The sequence below is a fragment of the Candidatus Gracilibacteria bacterium genome, assembly GCA_041658685.1.
Taxonomy (GTDB): Bacteria; Patescibacteriota; Gracilibacteria; order UBA1369; family UBA12473; genus JBAZZS01.
Genome location: JBAZZS010000001.1, coordinates 489,162 through 511,385 on the forward strand (window position 1 = coordinate 489,162; position 22,224 = coordinate 511,385).

Here is a 22,224-nt window from a genome sequence, read left to right on the forward strand (position 1 = left end):
TTCATGCCCCTCCAAGCTTACAACACCCTCACCCGCAAAAAAGAACCGTTCAAGCCCCTCACCCCGGGAAAAGTCACGATGTATCTCTGCGGCCCCACAGTCTACGATTTTGCGCACCTCGGGCATGGCCGTTCCGCCGTGGCTTTTGATGTGATCCGTCGCTACCTCGAATACGTTTATGGAGAAAAAAACGTCACGTTTGTCTCCAATTACACGGACGTGGATGACAAAATGATCAATCGCGCCAATCAAGAAAAAATCACGGTCAAAGAACTCGCGGACCGCATCATCCCGGAATATCAAAAAGATTACGAAGATTTGGGCGTAAAACCCGCTACGATCCAAACCAAAGCCACGGAATACATCCCTCAAATGATCGAAATCGTGCAATTGCTCGAAAAAAAAGGCTTTGCCTACAACCTGAACGGCGACCTCTACTTCGAGATTGAAAAATTCAAAAATTACGGGAAATTATCCAAACAAAATCAAAAAGAATTGTTGAGCGGCGCTCGCGTCACGATTGATGAAAAGAAAAAACACCCTCAAGATTTTGCGCTGTGGAAATCGGAAAAACCAGGAGAACCCTCCTGGGACAGTCCCTGGGGAAAAGGCCGCCCGGGCTGGCATATCGAATGCAGTGCCATGTCTCGCGCCAATCTCGGTCAACCCTTTGATATTCATGGCGGAGGCATGGACTTAATCTTTCCGCATCATGAAGACGAAATCGCCCAATCCGAAGCCGCCTACGACGTACCTTTTTGCACCACATGGCTGCACAACGGATTTGTGACCTTGGATAAAGAAAAAATGAGCAAATCTCTCGGAAATTTTTTCACGCTCAAGGATATTTTTAAACAATTTCGTCCTCAGGCCGTGCGTTATTTTTTCTTAACCGCGCACTATCGAAATCCCATCGAATTTAACCAAGACCAACTCGCCCAAGCCGAAAATTCACTTCAACGCCTCCAAGATTTCCTTCTCAATCTCACTCACTACAAAACCCCGGACACAAAATCCAAAGGCCTTATGAAACCGCTTCTCCAAACCTTAAAAAATGATTTTGAGGCTGCCATGGACGACGATTTTGACACCGTGCGAGCCTTGGCCGCACTTTTTACATTTGTGAAAGAAATCAACAAAGGCCTGACGGAAAAAGCTTTCATTGAAAAAGAAACACAAACCGCATTTTCCGTGTTACAAAAATTCGACTCCGTGCTCAACATTCTCCCCAAACTCGAAACCCAAGTGACCGATGATGTGGAAGCCTTAATCGCGGAACGCAATCAAGCCCGCGCTGCCAAAAACTGGAAACGCTCGGATGAAATCCGAGACCTCCTTCTCAATCAAGGCATTGTTTTGGAAGATACCCCCCAAGGAACCCTATGGAAAAAAACCACGTAAATTCCACGAAAAATAAACAACCGATTTTAGCTATTTTAATCCGAAAAATTAAACCAAAAGAGCCTCTTTCTTCGTGCAGTGTAATGCCGGCAGCCCTTCAAATTCTTAAAAAAATCCCACAATTTGGGATGCAAGGATTTTTAGTCCTTCCTCAAGATGCCCCTTTGAAACGAAAAGATAAAAACTGGTACGGCAGAATTCAAATTTCCACCCAAAAATGGAAACGAATCAAAATTGAAAAACCGGCCGTTGTATACGACAAAACCATTTTAAGAAATTCCAGATTCGCACCTCAAGCAATTCCCATGCGCAATTTTTTCGATCAAGAAAAAATCCCTCGATTTCAAGCTCGAGATTTCACCGGATTCACTCAAAATAAACGAAATTTTTTCACCCTTCTTTCCAAAAATAAATCCCTAAAAAAATACCTTCCGGACACAATATCCCTCAACGAACCCGCTGATAAAATTCAACTTTTCTTTAAAAAACATTCCGCCTTCATCCTTAAACCAACCATGGGCGGCAAAGGAAAAGGCATAATTCACCTCTATCCAAAAAATAATCAATGGCACTATCGCTATTCCATTGGAAACCAAAAATTCACAGGAATTCTTACGTCCGGCTCAGCAACAAGCCTTCGTCGGCTCACCCAAACACTTCCTTACGAATATAAAAGCTACATTCTTCAACAAAAAATCGATGGCTTGAAATTTCAAAACCGCGTATTTGACCTTCGCATGGTTTTTCAACGCAAAACCATACAATCCAACCTGAAATTAGTGGGCATGACCGCACGCATCGGAAAAAGAGGATCCGTGGCTTCCAATATTTCTTCCGGAGGAAAAGCCATGAAAGTCTCTGCTTTCTTAAAAGGCCTGTTCCCCAACGAAAGAACCGCTCCAAAAAAAATCCTTGAAGAAATTCACACCCTCGGCACACTTATTTGCGATTACATCGGAGAAAAATTTAAAATCCACGAATTCGCCATTGACCTCATGATCGACACGAATAAAAAAATATGGCTTATCGAAGCCAATTCCCAACCCGCCGCGTATTCCATTTTCACGCTCGCAGGATCGCATAAAGAAGCGAATCAAATCATCAAAAACGCATGCACGTATGCAAGGAGTTTAGTTTAGCCACGCCTCATCCTCCGGGCCAAATCCGTAACGTATAAACTAAAAATAACCATCGAAATCGCTGCAACAATCCCCCAAGCGCCAAACCCTTTAACAGAAGAGATTTGATAAACTCCCAACAAGAAAATCAAATCCATCAATCCGCCTACAATGGGAATGGCAATGGTTTGAAGAATCAAAATTTCAATAAAATAACCAAAACTCAAAATCGAAGCGCCCCCCACAGTCGCCCACCAAATCATCTGTAAAAAAACTTGATTAAAATCCATATTCGGATTCAAAAAAAATCCTAAAATCGCTCCCGGCCCCAATAAAAAAATCAACAAAACCAATGGGCGTAAAGGAAAATCCAAGGCCGCAGCCCACAGTGGACGATAAAGCAATTTATGCGTGATCGGCAAATGTAAAATTGCATTGATATCCGGATGACGAACCTGCCTTTTTAAATGAGGTCCATAAAGCGTAGACCATGCAAAAATAAGAAAAAACGGCAATGCATAATACGAAAACATTCCCGGACGGATCCAAATACAAATCCCCCACAACCCCAAGGCTACACTCCCCTCCCAAATCAAATGATTTTTAAGCGTCATAAAATCTTAAAAAAAATTAAACCAACTTTTCCGCCACCTCCCACACATCTCCGGCCCCCATCACAATCACCAAATCATCAAGATCCACCGATTTTTTCAAATAATTCACCGTATTCCCAAACCCATCCCCAAACTTAACACAAGGATGTGTTTTTTGAAGCTCTTTTACAAACCGCTCCGCCGACATAGCCTCACGATCCTCTCGCGAATCCCGTGCCGCATAAATATTGGGAATAATCACTTCATCCGCAAGTTTAAACGACTCGCGAAAACCCTCCAAAAAATGCAACGCCCGATTGTGCTGATGCGGTTGAAACACCAAAACCAAACGCTGGTTCGGATACGCCTCGCGAGCGCCTTGCAACGTGGCTAAAACTTCGCTCGGATGATGCCCGTAATCATCATAAACCGACGCTCCGTTCAATTCGCCCTTATACTCAAACCGTCGCCACGTCCCCTTAAACGACTCCAACGCTTTTATAATTTCAGCCTCCTTCAATCCTAAAAATCGTCCCACCACCAAAGCCGCCAACGCATTCATGGCATTGTGTCGACCCGGCACTTTTAAATGAAATGTTGAAAAATCCGCCGATGACGCTTCAAAAAAGAAAACCGAACACACCGCGTCCTTGGCTATTTCACGACACAGGGCATCCTCCCCATTCACAATCAACGCCCCGTTCTTGGGAATTTTTTTCACAAAATCTCGAAACGCCGAAATATAATCCTCCAAATCTCGATAATAATCCGTATGATCCAACTCAATATTTGTCACCACACCAATGAACGGATTCAAATGGAGAAAAGAACGTCGATATTCACACGCTTCCACCACCATATACGGACTTGTTCCAAAACGCATATTCTTGTGCCCGAGCTCAGCCATAGTCGAACCGATCACCACCGTGGGATCAAGACCGGCCTGCATCAAAAGTAGCGAAACCAATCCTGTGGTCGTGGTTTTCCCATGCGTCCCGGCAATACAAATCGCTTTTTTATCCCGCGTCCATTCCCCGAGCGCTTCAAAATACGTTTTATGAGAAATTTTTTGCGCGCGCACAGCCTCGAGCTCCGGATTATCAAGGGGAATCGCCTCGGAATAAATCACAAAATCTACATCAGCCGGTACATTGGAAGACGAATGACCGATCACGACGCGAATCCCTTCTTTGCGCAACGCAACCAAAAGTGGAGAATCCGTTGCATCCGACCCGGTCACCTCATGCTTCTGCGCATAATAAAGACGTGCCAACGCACTCATTCCAATCCCACCGATTCCGATAAAATGGATCTTCATTAATGGTAATGTACCGCGCCCCTCTAAAAATCCCAAGAAAATTTGCAAAGCAGTCACGGAGCGGAGCGGAGTGACATTGCATTCTCAATAAAATTTGATCATACCTCTCATTTGAGTTATGTTAATTGCGTTCTTTATCTTCTTTTCCATCCAAAATTTTAACTGGTCATTCGACATTTTTCATTAGTCATTTCTCCTAATGTCCTACCAACCTTATTCCGAGTCTCAATTCAACATCACCCGCATCATTCTTGTGGCCGGATTGGTGATGGTCGCCTACATGCTCTACAACCTCACGGTTACGGTGTATGAAAATTATCAAATTGACACGCACATTCGAAATTTCGAAGAAAAAAATACAACCCTTCGAGAAGAAAATCTTCAAAAACTCGACGACTACAAATATTACACCTCTTCCGCGTACATCGACAAAATTGCCAAACAAAACCTCGGGCTGGTGAATCCGGGAGAAGAAGTGATCGTCCTGACTCAAAGCAATACCGAAACCTTACTGGCCACCGATGTGGCGCTTGAAGAGCAATCACGATCCATGGCCAATTGGAGCATTCCCAAAAAATGGTGGACTTTTATCTTTGACGAGAACCCGTTTAGATATTAGAGTACACCACGCATCTAGCTTATCTTTGAAAATAAGTATTGTCGCGGAGTGGAGCAGAGGCAGCTCGCCAGGCTCATAACCTGGAGGTCGGCGGTTCGAATCCGCCCTCCGCAACCAAAATTAATAAATGAGCACTTACGGGTCTTGTGGGCCCCGAAGTGCGAATACCAGCTTGGAAGGGGTTTCCGAAAGGGGGAACCTTCGGTGCCCACTTTCGAATAAATCTGGCAGGGTAGCTCAGCTGGTTAGAGCACGGGACTCATAAGCCCGGGGTCGTGGGTTCGAGTCCCACCCCTGCTACCAGTTATAAAATGTCCCTTCTCAACCTCTTCCTCATCGCCATCGCCCTCTCGTTCGATGCCATAGCCGTATCCGCAGCCGCAGGAGCCCACGACCACCGCATGTCCTTCCCAAACGCATTCCGTTTGGCTTTTTTATTTGGACTGTTCCAATGGGGCATGCCGCTCCTCGGATGGCTCATCGGAACCCAACTCGAAAAGTTCATCTCCAACTTTGACCACTGGATCGCCTTTTTCCTCTTAGCCGCGATCGGCGGAAAAATGATCCACGAATCGTTCAACAAAACTCCGGAGAAAAAAACCGACCTCAACTCCTGGAAAATCCTCCTCATTTTAGCCATTGCCACCAGCATCGATGCCATGGCCACAGGCCTCACGTTCGCCTTCATTCAAGTCCCCATTTACACCGCCACGCTCATCATCGGACTCACCACCTTTACGCTGTCCTTAAGCGCCGTATACCTCGGGAAAAAATGTGGCGAACATTGGGGTAAAAAAACGGAAATCATCGGGGGCTTGATTTTAATCGCCATCGGGTTGAAAATCCTGCTCAGTCATTTGCTGTAAATTTTCATGAAACTAAAATCTCCAAAAACATCCATCGGTATAATTTCCCTCGGTTGTCCCAAAAACACCGCCGACATGGAGGGGCTTCTTTCCGGATTGGAAAACGTCCAACTCGTGACCACAGACCAGGCCGAAATCATTCTCCTCAACACCTGCGGTTTTCTTAAAAAAGCTCGCATGGAAGTGTATGAAATTCTCCGTCGCACACCCAAAAAACAAAAACTCATCGTTCTCGGATGTTTGGCCGGCCAATTCAAGCCTCGCGCCTTTAAAAAATACCCGGCCATTCGCGCCATCATCTCAAGCGCGCACTATCAAGACCTTCCCACGATTTTCGCACAAGTGAAAAAAGGGAAACGCGTCTACGCCGTAGACAAAGAACCTACATTATTCGAAGAACTTCCGGGAAAAAGCCTCCTTTTCCTCAAGAGTTACGCGTACATCAAAATCGCCGAAGGCTGTGACAATCGTTGCAGCTACTGCCTCATTCCTTCACTCAAAGGCAGCTATCGCAGCCGCAAAATGGAAGACATTCTCGAAGAAATCAAAGGCGTGCTGTCATTGGGAGTAAAAGAAATCATTCTCGTGGCTCAAGATTGCGGTTTGTACGGCATCGATCTTTATAAAAAAAAGACCCTTTCAACGCTTTTACAAAAAATCGTGAAGCTTAAAGGCCATTTTTGGGTCCGACTCCTTTATCTTTACCCCGAGCACCTTGAAAAAGACCTTCTCGAAACCCTCGCCTCTTCGCCTAAAATCTGTCGCTATCTCGACATTCCGCTCCAACACGGAGATCCCGATATTCTCAAAGCCATGAACCGGCCCAACAATATCCCTCGCCTGCTCCAAAAAATCGATCAACTTCGACGAGACATCCCAGACATCACGTTGCGCACCGGTTTTATTGTGGGATTCCCCGGAGAAACAAATAAACAATTTAAAACCCTTGAAACTTTTGTGGGACGCATCGCCTTCGATCATGTGGGCGTTTTTGAATATTCTCGAGAACCCGGGACTCCGGCCTATGAACTCAAACCTCAAATCCCGGCTCATATAAAAAAAGAACGCCGGGCCATCCTCATGCAATTCCAACAAAAAATTTCTCTCGCCAACAACCAAGCGCACGTGGGAAAAACCATCCCCGTGCTCATCGATTCATTCGATCCCGAAGCCCAAATTTATATCGGTCGCTCCATGCGCTTTGCTCCGGAAATCGATGGCCACATTCTTGTGCAATCCAAAAAACCGCTCAAACCCCGTGAAATTTACCCAGTCACAATCAAAAAAGCATCGGTGTACGATTTGGAAGGAAAAATTTAATTCTCCACAATCCCCCTCACAAACTCATGAATTTCATTATACGTTTCATCCTTTGGCACGAGCAAATACGCGCCATCGATGCCCGTAATATGATAGAGGTAATTGGAGGTGGAAAGCACATTCCCATCCTCGATCGTATAATCCTTATAAGCTTTCACATACGACGCCGCAGACAACAAATCCACATCCGTATCGAGCGAATCGATCACCGCGTTGTACATGCCAATAAAATCACCCATATTTTCAACCCAATTCAAGGCTTCAATTTTTTCGCGAACCGCCTCTACGATCTGTTGTTGACGCTTGGCACGGTCAAAATCCGTAGTAGATTCGCGACTGCGCGCATACTTCAACGCCTCCGTCCCGTTCAAATGATGCGCTCCGGCTGAAATCGAAAACGTCGAATACCCGCCATTCGCTCCGGGGTACAAACTGTCATAAATCGCCTTTTCCACCGTCACATCCACTCCTCCCAACAAATCAATCGTGGTCGAAAACGCCTCCATATCAATCACCGCGTATTTTTCCGGATACAATCCCGTAATTTCTGCAATTTCATCACGCATGGGATCAATTCCGTATCGATAATAAAATTCATTGATCCGACGGCCATTCACCACCAAATCGCGAGGGATACTGAACAAACTCACGGTTTTCTTGGTTTCATTCACCGACGCCAACATAATGGTATCCGTAAGACTCCCGTGCGTACCCAAAATCAAAAAATCCAACGTATCATCTTTAATAACAGCCGTGGTCGACCTCTCGGTCCCGGCAATCACCAAACTGTTCACGATTTGAGATTTTTCCTCCAACGCATCCATGGTTTTAGAAAGCTTATTCGAAAGATCGATCGCGGAATAATTCTGCGAACTCCACTTCTCCACCTGAGTTTCAATCGAATCAAGTGTAGTGGTGTTTTGTGAAAGCACTTGATAAAGCTGTAAATTTTCCTGCTTCAACTCCCCGATTTCTTGAATCAAAGAATTGACCTGCATATCTTTTATTTGCAATTCTTGAACAATTTTTTTATTCGAAAAAGAAAACCCGATGGCCAGAACAAAAACCGCAATCGAAACCGAGAAAAGCGCGAGGTGCACGCCTCGAAGGTGCGGATGAATTTTGGGTTCGTCAGAATTCATAAAAAACTTATAAATAAAATTAAACGGGTTTGGCAGGAGGTACACTGGCTCCGGCAAGCGCGGGCTCTTTGGCCTCAGGCGCAACAGCAGGCACAGCATTGCTTTCTCCTCCAATCGCATTCGCAATATCAGCCCCGGAAATGCCCTCGGTGGCCGCAGTGCCGGCCGCACCTCCTCCGGCCGCGGGCGGAGCTCCAAATAAATTGATTTCCTTGCGCGGCGCAGTCATATCGATCCCGATACGGGCTTGAATTTCTTGGTCCACAAACACTTTTTTACGTCCATATTTCATACGAGAATACTGACGGACAATCTCTCGAATCTTTTCGCTCTTGCCCTCTTCGGTATAAATGGTATCCAACGAAAACGGACGAGACGTGGCCATATTCACATTCAACTTCATATACGATTTATAGTTTGGAATTCCAATGATGTCCTGCTCGGTCAAAACCGGGGCGTATTCTTTTGCCAAATACTCGGCATCCTCGGCCCCGACCTTAAACGATTGCAACGTCCCCACGTTACCAAAAACAGCGTCTCGAATCTGGGTGCTCTGCCCGGCGCCGGCTTTCGACGTCACCAACTGATTGATGTATTGATGCGCCATGATCAAGCTCAATTTATATTTACGAGCTTCAGATAAAATCGAACAAAACGTATCGGTTGCAAAGTTTTGGAACTCATCAACGTACAGATAAAAATCTTTGCGTTCCGACTCGGGAATATCCGCTCGGCTCATGGCCGCCATCTGAATTTGCGCCACCATGACCAACCCGAGAAGCTGAGTGTTCAACTCCCCAATTTTTCCTTTCGACAGGTTCACGAGAAGAATTTTCCGTTCATCCATCACTTTACGAAAATTAAACGCGGAACGAGACTGTCCGATCGTATTTCTCATAATCGAGTTCGTAATAAACGGACCGAATTTGGCACTGAAATACGGGATCATTTCTTGGCGTTCGCGATCTCCGGTATTGGCATATTCATGCTCCCAGAACGACCGCACCACCGGATTCGTAATTTTAGTCACCTTGTATTTCATAAACTCATCATCCGTAAAAATACGCGGCACATCGATCAGGGTCGCACCTTCTTCTTTATCTTCCATCAACGTCAAACACGCGTTGCGGAAATAATGCTGAATACGAGGTCCAAAAATTTCATCTCCGAATATTTTAATAAAAATTTCCGTGGCCTGACTGGACGCCATATCCTGTTGCTCCGGCGTGTCGGCCTCAAGAATATTGAGCCCCATGGGACGTTCGCTGTCCGACGGATTAAAAACAATCACGTCCTTGGCACGTTCCTTGGGAATATAAAGCAAAATATCCTCGATCAAATCTCCGTGCGGATCAATCACGCACAAGCCATCTCCATTCTTAACATCCTGTCGAGCCAGAGAACTGATGTACACGGATTTACCTGTTCCGGTTTGTCCAATGATGTAATGGTGACGACTGCGATCTTTTTTCGAGAATCGAACCATTCGTTTTTCACCGCGATACACATTATTTCCCAAAACAAGACCCTCCACCGGCAAATCCATGGGCGCGGGAAGCACCTTATAATTGAGCCAGTTGATCACCGGTGTGTAATTATAACGAGAATTCGGGAGGTGAAATAACGTAGCCAATTCCTTGGACCCCAATAAAGACTCCTTTTCGCCATAACCGGAAAAACGATGATTGAAGTTAAACCGCATGATCGGCGTATTGAAAAAATCAATCAACGGAATCACGCGACGATTTTGAAAATAATTCATGCCGGGACCGCGAAATACGGTGAAGGCAAGAAGAAGGTTGTTCAACATTTCATTCAACCGAGAACGTTTGGGCGAAGACGCCAACACGCGAACCACGGTTTCAAACCCTTCTTGATTGGCTTTTTCTCCCACTTGTTTGGCGATTTCTTCCTTGGTTTGCAACATACGAACATAGGAATCCCCTCCGGAAGCGCCAGGCGCATTGGAACCCGTTCCTTTGGCGTTTTCATATCCAAAAATCAAAGACACAAAAACCGTATTCAAATGCTTAAGCACCGGAATTTTTGAAAGAAATCCGCCTTTTTTCTTTCCTTTGAATAAGAATGTCCCAAACTCTTCCGCTTTCTTATGCCAATGATTGCTGATCGGACGCGCCACAAATTGAACCGTGGCATATTCATCTTTTTCCAATTTGGAAAGCACATTGGTCAAATCATTGAGCGGATCGTTTTCCATCTCTTTATACGTCTTAATCGGATACCAACTGAGTTCTTTCTCGTACAAATAATACGCACGACAATGATTCCCTTTAGCATGAACCACGGGCGGTTCATTTGAAAATTGAAGATCCGCATCCGGGTAAAAAGCCGTGATTTGCTTATCCACAAGCCCCGCATATTCTTTATACGTCACAATATAAAATTGAATCTGTTTAAATTGAGCTCCGATTTCGAACGAAATATTATTGCATTGAAACAACCAAACTTTCAGTCGATTCATCAAATTGAGTTCCCTCAACTCGGAAAGCGCACGATACAACTGCTCCATGATGGCGATTTTTTCTCGAAAATCCTTGTCCTGCGCTTTTTCCTTATCTTTCTGAGATTCTTCGCGCGGCATGGTGATTCGAATGAACACATTGTCATGGCGGCGGTAAAGATCGTAGCCGATACGAAGCGCTTTCAACGCAATTTTAAACCCAACATACATCGCAACGAGTCCAACCAAAAAAGCCCATGGATGAGCCATCAACCACGGCAAGGCTGTTTCACGGAACGCGGCCCAAATATTACCCGAGATATTCGATAGAAATTCCATAAATTTTTATTTTGAGTCTGTTTTTGTTTTTTTAATCTTATTATTTTATCACAAACCGAACAAAAAAGCGAGCCCTTAATACCCATCCCTCATATTCACCACAGACCCATCCGACAAAGTAAATTCTCGATCCAAACACGTTTCCGGATCATCCCAAGCATTATAAGCACAATACAAACCCATACCTTCAGCATTGGGATCAGGGAAAATAGCGCCTCCTCCATGCTCGTACATAAGAGAACCGAAATCCAAAGCATGCTCTAACCCTAAAGCATGCCCTATTTCATGATTCACGGTCCATAGGTCTACCCCATTTTCATAAGTGGGATTCGTAACAATCGCAACACTCTCAATCCTTGTGCTAAGACAATCTTTTCTATGAATCCCCGTTGTGCCCGAAATCGTAAAAGCCGGATTCTCGACCTCATCAAAATGATCTAAATCCACACTCGCCACTAAAATATCTCCCAGCTTTACCCGTTCTGCAATTTCGGGAAGATCTTCAGCCGGATCGATTTGGAAATCATCATAATCTCCACTCAAACTCAAATCAACAGTAGGAAGATTATCAGAAGCAAGCAAAACATTAAATTTTTCGACCGATTCAGCAACCGCCTCTTCCAAAATCGGATTCAACTTCACATGAACCGTTGGATTTTTATCCCAATAACTAAATCCTTCAAAACCATGACTCCCATCCTTTTGCTCATTAAAAATCCCTTGAGCACCCCACCTATCGGTCATCATAGCCGTATACTCTGAATCAGAGCCAGCGCACTCAGGCTGAGCGCACCCTTCTCCCAGTCCGAACATAGCAGTCGCCGCCAACATAGGAAGTAATCTTGCCATAGGGAGAAAATTTAAAAATGATGAAAAACAAGAATGTAGACTATAACATATTCTAGCTTTTGTCAATAAAAACTCTGCCCGCAGACACGAAACGAGCCATAAGGCGAGTGAAGTGTCCTCCCTCCCCGTATTTCCCTCACTGTGCCAACTTCTCCCCCAAAAACTTCTCCAACCCCTCAATCGGCACGCGGTCTTGGGTCATGGCATCGCGGTCGCGAACCGTGACTTTTTGGTCGTTCAACGAATCGAAGTCAAAGGTCACGCAATACGGCGTCCCAATCTCATCCTGGCGACGATAACGCTTGCCAATCGACCCGCTCACGTCAAATTCCGTCGAAAAAAACTTTTTGAGATGATCCGACACTTTTTTAGCATCGTCTTCGAGCTTTTTGGACAACGGCAACACCGCAACTTTAATCGGCGCCAATGCCTTGGCAAAACGCATGACCACACGAACTTCCCCTTCCACCTCATCCTCATGATACGCATCGAGCAAAACCGTCAATAAGGTTCGATCCACCCCAAACGACGGCTCAATCACATGCGGAATGAACGGCTCCTGATCTTCCTCAAGCACGGTCAATTTCTCACCGCTAAATTCCATATGTCGGCGCAAATCAAAATCCGTTCGATACGCCAGACCCATGAGCTCACCCCACCCAAACGGAAACCGGTATTCGACATCCTTGGTGCGCTTAGAATAGTGCGAAAGCTCCTTGGAGTCGTGTGGGCGGAAACGCAAATTCTCTTCTGCAATCCCGAGTTTTTTAAAAAAATCCCACGCCGCCTTTTCCCATTCGTCGAACAGCGGCTCCCAATCTTTTTCCTTGATGAAATACTCGATTTCCATCTGTTCGAACTCACGAGTTCGGAACGTGAAGTTGCCCGGAGTGATCTCGTTGCGGAACGATTTCCCAATCTGGGCAATGCCAAACGGAATTTTTTTGCGCGAGGTGTTGAGCACGTTTTTAAAATTCGTAAAAATCCCCTGCGCCGTCTCGGGACGAAGATAAACCAACGCCGCCGTCTCCTCGATCACACCTTGGTAGGTACGAAACATACAATTGAACGCGCGCGCCTCGGTGAAGTTGCATTTTCCACACTTGGGACACGGAATTTTATTTTCTGTTAAAAAATAACTTATAAATTTCAAATCATCTTTAAATAAAGAAACTAAATCAAAAACCTCAGATGTCCGCAAAGGATCCATTAAAAGAGAAAATCGATCATTCTTCTTGTTAGGTTGGAATTGATCTAATCGTGAACGATCAAATTTCTCCAAACTGGATATCATCCGTTCCATAAGAGAAACTATAGCTAAATTTTCAGCTATTTCAGCTGTATCTCCGACAGAATTTTCGCTTTTACCCAATAAATGCTCCAATGAACTTTTCAAACTTTCAATTTTTCCTCTAAAAAACTTATTTTTTATCTTATCCATCTCTGTGTCATACTTTTCTTCAATCAATTTATCCCCGCGGAATCGCTCTTTGCAGGACTTGCAATCCACGAGCGGATCGGAAAAATTTTCCACATGCCCACTCGCCTCCCACACACGCGGATTCATCAAAATCGCAGCATCGAGGCCCACCATATCGTCACGTTCCTGCACAAACGTTTTCCACCACAACTGCTTGAGATTATTTTTGAGCAAAACCCCGTACGGACCGTAGTCCCACGTGTTGGCCAACCCGCCATAAATCTCAGACCCCGGGAAAACAAATCCCCGGCGTTTGCACAACGAAATAACCTTATCCATGACTGAAATTTCCGCGTCCGCCATAATAATTCTGATTAAAAAGTAAATTTATGCCTCTATCATGAGTGTCACCGGCCCATCATTCACCAACTCGACCTCCATCATGGCCTGAAACTGCCCGGTCTGAACTTTCACGCCAAAATCATTCGCATAATCCACAAATTTAAGATACAGGGCCTCGGCTTGCTCGGGCCGCGCCGCCTCGGTAAAACTCGGCCGACGACTGCCCTTGGTGTCCCCGTACAGTGTGAATTGAGACACCACCATGATTTCGCCATTGGTATCGAGCACGGAAAGGTTCATTTTATCTTCTTCATCCGAAAAAATCCTCAAATGCACAATCTTGTCCGCCAATTTTTTGGCTTGTTCCTCGGTGTCCGTGTGCGTCACACCCAAAAATACAAGGAGCCCGGGGCCGATTTTGCTTTTCACACCCCCCTGCACCGACACCTGAGCGCGAGACACGCGTTGAATGAGCGCACGCATAAGTAAAAGGTTAAAAAGTTCGGGGATAAGATAGCAGATTCTTTTTTTTTACGCAAAAAACGAGTGATTTCTTGAAGAAAGGATTGGTGGTAAGATTGAATTGAATTTAAAATTTTATTCGCCTAAAAAAATCGGCAAAATAAATTTTAAATCTCCTTCCAATGCACATTAGAATATATAAAACTATTATGTTCCATTATTTTCTCTCAATATGATCAAAAAAGAAATTGATGCAATCTCAAAACAAATGCTTGCCGAGCTCGAAAAAGTGAGAGAATCTTTTAACCATTCCGGCAACAAAGGAACTAAAATGGAAACTGTCTTTGCGGAATTTTTAAAAAAATATTTACCAAAAAGATTCGAAATAGGTTGTGGGGAAATAATCGATTCAAAAGCAAAAAGAAGTGGACAATGCGACATAATTATTACAAACGAAAATCATCCATTTAGTTTTAAACCAGGAACACGTGAGCCTGGTTTATTTTTTATTGAAGGAGTTTCTGCTGTAGGAGAAATAAAAACAAGCCTCAACAGTAAAGAATTAGTCAACTCTTTAAAAGCTTCACAAAAATACAAAGAACTTGAAGCAGTCCGCCTAAAAGGATTTTATGAAAATAAACCCAGCGACGATAGATTCATTAAAAATCCACCATATTTTCTTTTTGCTTTTGAATCTAAACTAAAATTTACAAGCATCGGCCCTAAAATTGATAAATATTTAAAAGAAAACAGATTAAAAGCGGAATCTATTTTAGATGGAATTTTTGTATTAAATGAAGGGAGAATAATTAATTTTGGCGACGGACAAGGCTCATTACAATTTATTATCGGCGGGAATGAAACACAAAAAGGATTTATAGCCACAGATAGCAATCAAGTACTTTTCGATCTTTTGATTTTTTTATCAGCCAACATACAAAGATCTATAACCATGGATAACATATTGCTACACTATTTATTTTAAATTTTTACCCCATGATAGATTTCCAATTATTTGAAAGCGCCTACATTGTATGCATCAAACAGCCAAACAAATATTTAAGCGCCAATTTCAAGAAACATCTTGATAAACTATTCCCTCAAGATTCTTCTGCCACATCGTTAAAAACCCCCATGGTTACTGGATATTATTTAAGATGTACTGAGACCTTATTAAATTTAAAACCAGCAAAAAAACCAGATCAACAAATCCAAAACATTCTAAATTCTAAAAGAAACACAAAAGAAAAAACCGAAGAAATCGCTAATTACCTCGATAAACATAATAAAATTGGATTATCAGAAAAAATAGCTGATTATTCCTTAATCCCTTTTGAAGACACACGAAAAATCTTCGAGGCATATGCAGAAGATTTCGTTAACAATACATTAAAAGAAAAAGAAATCAGTAAAGACAATTCAGAGATTTTTCATGAATTAGCCTACAGAAATATGGCATTTGGCTATTTATATAAATTAGCCGAAGAATTTATCGAAAAAAAATCTTACAACTAATACACAAATTAATTAAATAAATTTTTATGCCTATATCTCAAGAAGAAAAAGATCAAAAATTCTATGATCAAACGGTGCAAAACCTTAATGAAACCCTTAACCAAACATCAAACAAATTAGACAAGCTCATTTTTATTATATCGACTCAAGCGATTATCCTTACGATCCCTTTCATTGATAAAATCGTAACACTTAAAAATATAACTGAAATCAAATATCTAAAAAGCTCTTGGGCATTTTTCTTCGTTACTTTAATACTAAATATTTTAACTTATTATTTTTCTATAAAAGCGTTAGATAAAAGAGGGGAAAAACTAGATTATTGGTTTGAGAACCCAACCGAAGTAAAAATGAGTCGAAAATACATGAAAACTTACTGGGCAATTTTTGGAAATATAATAAATCATATTTCGTTAATAACATTAATCCTTGGCCTAGGGCTTCTTGCATACTTTGCATCAATCAACATAGAAGCCATCACAAAATAAATATTATAAAAAAAGCTCTAACAAACCAATAAATCCCATGCAAAACCCACCCAAAATCTGGGACCACCTAAGTCAAAAATATTTTAAAAATTTCAACGACAACAACATTGAACTCGAGGCCGTGGAAAATCTCTATTTTGCCTGGCCCGTTTTCAAAAAATTCATCCAAAAAAATGTCAAAAATATAAAAGACAAAAGAGTTCTGGATTTCGGCTGTGGAACAGGTCAAATTTGCGCTGAATTACATTCACTGGGATTCACCACCACCGGCATTGATTATTCTCAAGGAATGATCAAAATTGCGAAAAAGAACATCGATCCTCTCATCCATTTACATCTCGGAAACAGCAAAAAAGCCGTCGCAATCGCCAAAAAAGAAGGTCCGTTTGATTTAATCATTTCCATCTTGGTGTTCCCCTTCATTGAAGACATCGAGCAAACCATCAAAGACCTGCACTCCAGCCTAACCAAAGGCGGATATTTATGTTTTGCGGTCTTTAATGAAAAGTGGGTACGTGAAGGGTTGAAAAACGGCGTTGACTACGAACAACCGCCAAAGAGCAAAGGCATCAAAAAACTAATATTCAATTTCGGAGAAAATAGAAAAACTGATGTTTTCCCACGAAGCGCAAAAGAATACGACAAAATCTTCGCCACATTAGGTTACAAAAAATTACTAGAAAAATACCCATTATTCACCTCAAAATTCATCAAAAAAGTATATCCAAAAATGCCACAAAATATTTCAGAATTCATGATTTTAGGATATAAAAAACCTTAACCCCCTCCCCCATGCCCTCCAAGTTTCGACTCATTCTTCTCCCGCTTCTCGCCTTAACTTTCCTCTTGCTAACCCCCGGTTGCGGAGATGAATTACCCCCGGACCAGACCTCAAATTATGAAGAAGACGTCAAACCCCTAATCGAAACCGACGAAAAAGCCACGGTGCGCGGCAGCTGCAATTTCATCAACGAACAAAGCGTTTGTGTCGATTTTGTGGGATCTCTGTTCACCGAAGAACGAATGAAATTATCCTGCACCGAAGGTACTTTCTCCCTCGATTCCTGCCCCTACTCGGACTTGGGCGGCTGCCAAGCCACCCCGGGCACGGTTTCCGAAAGCATTGCCTGGTCTTACGATTACGGCGGCTCCCCCATTTCCGTTGAAGAAGCGGGATATCAAGCTCAAGCCTGCAATGCCATGGACATCGGAAAATGGGTTTTGCCCGAGGATTTATTGCAAACGAATTAAATTTTAATCCCACTCCTATCCATGCAAAAAATCATTAAAAATCTAGAAAAAAACGGATTCCAAGTCATTCATGTAGCCACAGCCAAAGAAGCGTGTGAAGAAGCTAAAAAAATCCTAAAAAACGCACAATCCATTGGTCTGGGAGGCTCCGAAACCGTAAAAGAAATTGGGCTGTTGGACTGGATGCGCCAGGAAAAAACATTTCATCTTTTTGACCAATACGAACCCGGGATCTCCATGGAAGAAAACAAAGAACGTCGCCGCCAAGGAATGCTCGCCGATGTATTTGTGGCCAGCTCCAATGCCTTATCCGAATCCGGATTTCTCATCAACGTAGATGGTTCCGGCAATCGAACCGCGGCCTTCTCCTATGGCCCCAAAAAAGTCCTTTTAATTGTAGGTAAAAATAAAATCGTAAAAGGCACCGAACAAGGATTTAAAAGAATCAATAAAATAGCCGCTCCCAAAAACGTAGAACGACTGAACCAAAAAGCGCTCCTCCACAACAAACCTCCCAAATACACCATTAAAAATATCCAAAACGTTTTTTCTGTGATTAAAAAATCCGACGAAAAAAATCGAATCATTATCATTTTAGTAGAAGAATCCTTGGGATATTAAATTAAACGCTCTCATTTCTTGCAATCAGGGATCCATGATAAGCTTTGCATAAGAATTTTTCACCCCTAACCCTCTCCCCATGAAAGGTTTTCACTCCAACATTGAAAAAGCCACTGTGGAAAACGCCAATTTCCGCAAAGTGCTCTACACCGGCAAACACTGCCAACTCGTGCTCATGTCTCTCAAACCCAACGAAGAAATCGGCATGGAAGTCCACCCGGACAACGACCAATTCTTCCGTTTTGAAAAAGGCCAAGGCAAAGCCATCATCGACGGAAACGAATACTTACTCGCAGACGGCGACGTGATCATCGTTCCCTGCGGCGCGCAACACAACATCATCAACACCTCCGCCTCCGAAGATTTGAAACTGTACACGATCTACTCCCCTGCCCATCACAAAGACGGCATTGTCCGCGCCACCAAAGCAGAGGCCGAAGCGCAAGAAGCGGAATTCGACGGAAAAACAACCGAGTAAAAAGCATAAACCATTTGCTTTTTAACCTCTTTTTTTATGTTCCAAGAATTTAAAAAATTCGCCATCAAAGGCAATGTCATGGACATGGTCATCGGCGTCATCATTGGCGGTGCGTTCGGGAAAATCGTCAGCTCCTTGGTCGCAGACATCATCATGCCCCCGATCGGCGTACTCACCGGCGGGATGGATTTCTCAACACTTTCTCTCACCTTAAAACAAGCCACCGACACCGACCCCGCGGTCACGCTCAACTACGGCATTTTCATCAATACCATGATTGATTTCCTCATCATTTCCTTCTCGATTTTCATCCTCGTGAAACAACTCAATAAGCTTAAGAAGAAAGAAGAAACAAAAGCGGAAAAAACATCGGAAGAAGTCCTATTGCTCCGAGAAATAAGAGATGCGCTCAAGAAAAAATCCTGTTAAGATAATCCACGAAATATTTTTTATAAAATCATTATGAAAAATGCCATTCGCACCCTCTTGCGCGGCGTGGGACAAGTGATGTTGCAAAACAACGCGCTCACCGGACTCTTATTTTTAGCCGGGATTTTTTACAACTCATGGATTTTTGGAGTGGGCGCACTCTTGGGAAACGTTATCAGCACACTTTTTGCATTGATTTTCAAAAACTCAAAACAGGACATCGAAAACGGTTTATACGGATTCAACGGAACTTTGGTAGGCATCGCGGTGTGGTTCTTTTTCGGAGTTAGTGTAACCACAACCGTGGCCATCATACTCGGAGCCATTCTCTCCACTGTAATCATGCACGAGATGAAAAAAAGAATGCCGGCCTTCACCGCACCTTTTGTCCTTGCGACTTGGGTGATAATTTTCGGGCTTCCCTTTTTCCATCTCTCCTCCTTAGCCAATTCCACGTTACCCGCAGAAACCTCCCTCAATGCACTCTCCGCAAGCGGTATGGGATTCGGGCAAGTCATGTTTCAAGGAAATATCGTCACCGGCGCCCTGTTCCTTTTAGCCCTCATTGTCAGCTCTCGCACCGCCGCCCTTTACGCGCTTTACGGCTCCTTATTGGGAGGAGCCTTCGCTTTGTTACTCTCCTTGCCTCTCGCCTCCATCAACCTCGGGCTCTTTGGCTACAACGCCGTGCTTTGCGGCATCGCCTTGAGTGACAAAAAATGGAGCGCATTTTTATTCGCCACATTCGCCATTCTCTTATCCGTTTTCCTCCAATACGGTTTGGGCCAAATCGGACTCATCACTCTCACCGCCCCGTTCGTAATTGCGACCTGGGGAACTTTATTAATAAAAAAATTATTGCATGGCACGACCGCACATTAAAGTTTTATTTGCCGGAGGCACGATCGGAATGGTCAAAAACCCGCACACCGGCGCCCTCGAGCCCGTCACCAACCCGGACGCCATTTTCCGCCTCATCCCGGAGATTCAAAAAGAAATGCACCTCGAATTCGAATGGGTCATGAACATGGACAGCACCAACATGAAACCCGAAAACTGGGCCACACTCGCCACCTGCATCCACGACCAATACGACAAATACGACGGTTTCGTAATCGCGCACGGCACCGACACCATGGCGTACACCGCCTCCGCTCTCTCATTCGCCCTACAAAAACTCAGCAAACCCGTGATCCTCACCGGAGCCCTCATCCCGCTCAGCGAACTCGGCAGCGATGGGCGAAACAATCTGATTTACGCGTGTGAAGTTGCCACTTACGACCTCGCCGAAGTGGCCATTGTTTTTGGGAGTAAAATCTTACGAGGCAATCGCACCACCAAATCTCGTGAAGCGCTGTTCAATGTCTTTAAATCCTACAATTACCCGCTTTTGGGAGAAATCAAACATCCGGCCGTGCTCAATTCATGGCGCAAAAAACGTCGCAAGCGCATCCTGGAATTTCGCCCTCAATTTAATAACAAAGTAGCCATGATCACGGTTTTTCCTGGCTTTGAACCGGATTGCCTGTCCCGCATTCTTCAAGCCGGGATCGAAGGCATCGTGCTCCGTGGGTTTGGTCCGGGGAATATCCCCCACAATCTCATGCCCATTTTAAAAAGAGAAATCGCCAAAGGAATCCCGATAGTGGTCAGCACACAAATGGAACACGGCAGCACCAATCTTCGCTCTTACGAAGTGGGATATCAAGCCCTCAAAGCCGGCGTGATCGAAGCCAAAGACATGACCACCGAAGCCTGCCTCACCAAACTCATGTGGTGCTTGGGTCACACGCACAATATGGGGAAAATCAAAACCATGATGGCAACGGATTTTGCCGGAGAAATTACGATGGAAGAATAGCTTTATTTTTTATCGTCTTTTTGCTTATTTCTCCAATCCAACACCGCGTTTTGCAAAACCTTCAAAAACGATTCCGCGGTTCGATGCGTCATATTGATACGGCTTACAACCTTAATCGTGGTCGGTTTCATATTCGGCACAATGTATCCGAAATCGATGATCACTTCATTCTGATTGAGATTCACGGAAACCGCATTGGCGTAAGAACCGGCTTGTTGTTCTTCCGCGACCTTAAGTTGAACGGATTGTTGAGGGGCGCCTTTATCATCACCCTGAGCTTGCGCTTTTTGATCGGCCATAAAAATTGAAATTTAAAAAATAAATGAAAGAAACCATATAAATTATACCTTTTTATGGAGAAAAAAGCCAACCATGAAATTTAGGCATGGCTACGGATCTACGCTTCGCTTCCTGAGTGTTCAAAAACCCTTGCCAATTCCCACAACACTTCAAACAACGACTTCACTCCTTGCGCCACCTGAGAATACTCAATTTCCACAGCCAAAAAACGATCCGACACTTGAAAAATAAAAAAAACTTTCCTCCCCGCCACCCATATATCCCCGCCCATACCCCAAAACGTCCCTACATGCCGCGGCAATACCCGGCACAGTTGCAACACGCCCTCCCCCAACGGAAATCCTTCCTTTTTAGAATACGGCACCAACAATCGCGGTGGCACGGGACTCTCTTTCAACAACTCTAACAAAAGCGGCCGGGAAATGTCCCCGACCGCCGCAATCCAATCCGCTGATTCCCCCGAAGACGTTTGAAACGCCTTTTGGAAACGATTTCGAAACAAAAACCGATCCTCAATAAAACGGAAAGGCTTTTCTTTGAGCGCCTCTCCGTCACTGTTAGCAAAATATTTTTTAAGCTGAGGAATTAAAGTCGACAGTCGAGACTGTCGCGCTTGAATCACCCCGATTTGATCGTCACACCATTTCAGCAACGCATCGGGCGGATTCCCTTTATACATACGCATTCGACGTTTTTCATAAAAACAAACCAAACCCATCTCCTCCAGTCGTTCCAAAATCGAATACGTAGTCAACCGAGGGAGTGAAGCGCGTTCCGCCACCGTGCTCGCCGGAGCTTCGCCCAGGGCCAGTAACGTGAGATAGACCCGAGCTTGCCGAGGGCGGAGACCAAAATGGGTGAGTTCCGCTTCCAGCATAAGATGAAATTAAGGGAAAGGGATGAATATTAACCCGTGCACAAATAAAAGTCAAGACAATTTGACATTCAATAAAGAGAGACAATTACACGGCGTAAAATTAACCCGTTGATCTTACTCCGACAACAGATAGTTTTAATGTTAATAAACCATA

Annotated in this window: 24 protein-coding genes and 2 tRNA genes; 17 read left to right on the forward strand and 9 right to left on the reverse strand. The window is 44.0% G+C overall.

All coding sequences use genetic code 25. The features are described 5' to 3' along the window. Nucleotides 1-3 precede the first annotated feature (3 nt). Together cysS and WC882_01940 are read left to right on the forward strand one after the other, a co-directional pair. A complete protein-coding gene (cysS, locus tag WC882_01935) occupies nucleotides 4-1,401 on the forward strand; it encodes a cysteine--tRNA ligase (protein MFA5842419.1) in 1,398 nt (465 codons plus the stop codon). Next, the gene (locus WC882_01940) at nucleotides 1,383-2,540 is read left to right on the forward strand and encodes a YheC/YheD family protein (protein ID MFA5842420.1); all 1,158 of its coding nucleotides are present in this window, start codon (nucleotides 1,383-1,385) and stop codon (nucleotides 2,538-2,540) included. Before cysS ends, WC882_01940 begins: the two co-directional genes overlap by 19 nt. Here WC882_01940 and WC882_01945 read toward each other — a convergent pair. Beyond that, nucleotides 2,537-3,133: a hypothetical protein gene (locus WC882_01945; protein MFA5842421.1), complete on the reverse strand. Its 597-nt coding sequence runs from the start codon at nucleotides 3,131-3,133 to the stop codon at nucleotides 2,537-2,539. The two genes, WC882_01940 and WC882_01945, sit on opposite strands and share 4 nt — an antisense overlap. A gap of 16 nt (nucleotides 3,134-3,149) precedes the next feature. Then, complete coding sequence (locus WC882_01950) at nucleotides 3,150-4,430, reverse strand: Mur ligase family protein (protein MFA5842422.1); 1,281 nt, start codon at nucleotides 4,428-4,430, stop codon at nucleotides 3,150-3,152. A 199-nt stretch (nucleotides 4,431-4,629) separates the two neighbouring features. On the opposite strand from WC882_01950, the gene WC882_01955 reads away from it, so the two are divergent. The 5 genes from WC882_01955 to rimO all read left to right on the forward strand — a co-directional run bounded on the left by WC882_01955 (nucleotide 4,630) and on the right by rimO (nucleotide 7,235). After that, nucleotides 4,630-5,049 (forward strand): septum formation initiator family protein, encoded by a 420-nt coding sequence (locus WC882_01955; protein MFA5842423.1) that lies wholly within the window; start codon nucleotides 4,630-4,632, stop codon nucleotides 5,047-5,049. A gap of 42 nt (nucleotides 5,050-5,091) precedes the next feature. Further along, nucleotides 5,092-5,166: transfer RNA gene (locus WC882_01960), tRNA-Met, on the forward strand. Nucleotides 5,167-5,275: 109 nt separating this feature from the next. Next, nucleotides 5,276-5,352 (forward strand) — tRNA-Met (locus WC882_01965). 8 nt (nucleotides 5,353-5,360) lie between these two features. Further along, nucleotides 5,361-5,915, forward strand: coding sequence for a manganese efflux pump MntP family protein (locus tag WC882_01970; GenBank protein ID MFA5842424.1), 555 nt, complete (start codon nucleotides 5,361-5,363; stop codon nucleotides 5,913-5,915). Nucleotides 5,916-5,921: 6 nt separating this feature from the next. Continuing rightward, nucleotides 5,922-7,235, forward strand: coding sequence for a 30S ribosomal protein S12 methylthiotransferase RimO (gene rimO / locus WC882_01975; protein ID MFA5842425.1), 1,314 nt, complete (start codon nucleotides 5,922-5,924; stop codon nucleotides 7,233-7,235). Here the strand turns inward: rimO and WC882_01980 are convergent. From WC882_01980 to dtd, 5 genes are all read right to left on the reverse strand, one after another. Beyond that, on the reverse strand, nucleotides 7,232-8,377 hold the full coding sequence (locus tag WC882_01980; GenBank protein MFA5842426.1) for an LCP family protein: 1,146 nt from the start codon (nucleotides 8,375-8,377) through the stop codon (nucleotides 7,232-7,234). The two genes, rimO and WC882_01980, sit on opposite strands and share 4 nt — an antisense overlap. Nucleotides 8,378-8,396: 19 nt before the next feature. Continuing rightward, nucleotides 8,397-11,177: a type IV secretory system conjugative DNA transfer family protein gene (locus WC882_01985; protein ID MFA5842427.1), complete on the reverse strand. Its 2,781-nt coding sequence runs from the start codon at nucleotides 11,175-11,177 to the stop codon at nucleotides 8,397-8,399. 75 nt (nucleotides 11,178-11,252) lie between these two features. Then, nucleotides 11,253-12,026 carry a matrixin family metalloprotease gene (locus WC882_01990; protein ID MFA5842428.1) on the reverse strand — a complete coding sequence of 258 codons (774 nt, stop codon included), beginning with the start codon at nucleotides 12,024-12,026 and terminating at the stop codon, nucleotides 11,253-11,255. 52 nt (nucleotides 12,027-12,078) lie between these two features. After that, nucleotides 12,079-13,809 (reverse strand): glycine--tRNA ligase, encoded by a 1,731-nt coding sequence (locus WC882_01995; protein MFA5842429.1) that lies wholly within the window; start codon nucleotides 13,807-13,809, stop codon nucleotides 12,079-12,081. 24 nt (nucleotides 13,810-13,833) lie between these two features. Further along, complete coding sequence (gene dtd, locus WC882_02000) at nucleotides 13,834-14,271, reverse strand: D-aminoacyl-tRNA deacylase (protein ID MFA5842430.1); 438 nt, start codon at nucleotides 14,269-14,271, stop codon at nucleotides 13,834-13,836. 211 nt (nucleotides 14,272-14,482) lie between these two features. Here dtd and WC882_02005 point away from each other — a divergent pair, with 211 nt between their 5' ends. From WC882_02005 to WC882_02050, 10 genes are all read left to right on the forward strand, one after another. Continuing rightward, entirely contained in the window at nucleotides 14,483-15,235 is a 753-nt protein-coding gene (locus WC882_02005; protein ID MFA5842431.1) for a DUF6602 domain-containing protein, read from the forward strand. Between the two features lie 11 nt (nucleotides 15,236-15,246). Beyond that, the gene (locus WC882_02010; protein MFA5842432.1) at nucleotides 15,247-15,765 is read left to right on the forward strand and encodes a hypothetical protein; all 519 of its coding nucleotides are present in this window, start codon (nucleotides 15,247-15,249) and stop codon (nucleotides 15,763-15,765) included. Nucleotides 15,766-15,791: 26 nt separating this feature from the next. Further along, the gene (locus tag WC882_02015; protein MFA5842433.1) at nucleotides 15,792-16,253 is read left to right on the forward strand and encodes a hypothetical protein; all 462 of its coding nucleotides are present in this window, start codon (nucleotides 15,792-15,794) and stop codon (nucleotides 16,251-16,253) included. A gap of 37 nt (nucleotides 16,254-16,290) precedes the next feature. Further along, nucleotides 16,291-17,034 carry a class I SAM-dependent methyltransferase gene (locus tag WC882_02020; GenBank protein MFA5842434.1) on the forward strand — a complete coding sequence of 248 codons (744 nt, stop codon included), beginning with the start codon at nucleotides 16,291-16,293 and terminating at the stop codon, nucleotides 17,032-17,034. A gap of 11 nt (nucleotides 17,035-17,045) precedes the next feature. Beyond that, entirely contained in the window at nucleotides 17,046-17,504 is a 459-nt protein-coding gene (locus WC882_02025; protein MFA5842435.1) for a hypothetical protein, read from the forward strand. A gap of 21 nt (nucleotides 17,505-17,525) precedes the next feature. Beyond that, on the forward strand, nucleotides 17,526-18,125 hold the full coding sequence (locus tag WC882_02030) for a lactate utilization protein (protein MFA5842436.1): 600 nt from the start codon (nucleotides 17,526-17,528) through the stop codon (nucleotides 18,123-18,125). A gap of 79 nt (nucleotides 18,126-18,204) precedes the next feature. Further along, the gene (locus tag WC882_02035; protein MFA5842437.1) at nucleotides 18,205-18,603 is read left to right on the forward strand and encodes a cupin domain-containing protein; all 399 of its coding nucleotides are present in this window, start codon (nucleotides 18,205-18,207) and stop codon (nucleotides 18,601-18,603) included. Between the two features lie 36 nt (nucleotides 18,604-18,639). After that, nucleotides 18,640-19,032, forward strand: a complete 393-nt coding sequence (gene mscL / locus WC882_02040; GenBank protein MFA5842438.1) for a large-conductance mechanosensitive channel protein MscL — start codon at nucleotides 18,640-18,642, stop codon at nucleotides 19,030-19,032. A 33-nt stretch (nucleotides 19,033-19,065) separates the two neighbouring features. Beyond that, complete coding sequence (locus WC882_02045) at nucleotides 19,066-19,914, forward strand: urea transporter (GenBank protein ID MFA5842439.1); 849 nt, start codon at nucleotides 19,066-19,068, stop codon at nucleotides 19,912-19,914. Then, nucleotides 19,895-20,893 (forward strand): asparaginase, encoded by a 999-nt coding sequence (locus WC882_02050; protein ID MFA5842440.1) that lies wholly within the window; start codon nucleotides 19,895-19,897, stop codon nucleotides 20,891-20,893. Before WC882_02045 ends, WC882_02050 begins: the two co-directional genes overlap by 20 nt. A gap of 2 nt (nucleotides 20,894-20,895) precedes the next feature. Here WC882_02050 and WC882_02055 read toward each other — a convergent pair whose 3' ends face one another. Together WC882_02055 and WC882_02060 are read right to left on the reverse strand one after the other, a co-directional pair. Then, entirely contained in the window at nucleotides 20,896-21,192 is a 297-nt protein-coding gene (locus WC882_02055) for a DUF3467 domain-containing protein (GenBank protein ID MFA5842441.1), read from the reverse strand. Nucleotides 21,193-21,290: 98 nt separating this feature from the next. Continuing rightward, nucleotides 21,291-22,070 carry a helix-turn-helix domain-containing protein gene (locus WC882_02060; GenBank protein MFA5842442.1) on the reverse strand — a complete coding sequence of 260 codons (780 nt, stop codon included), beginning with the start codon at nucleotides 22,068-22,070 and terminating at the stop codon, nucleotides 21,291-21,293. Nucleotides 22,071-22,224: the final 154 nt, after the last annotated feature.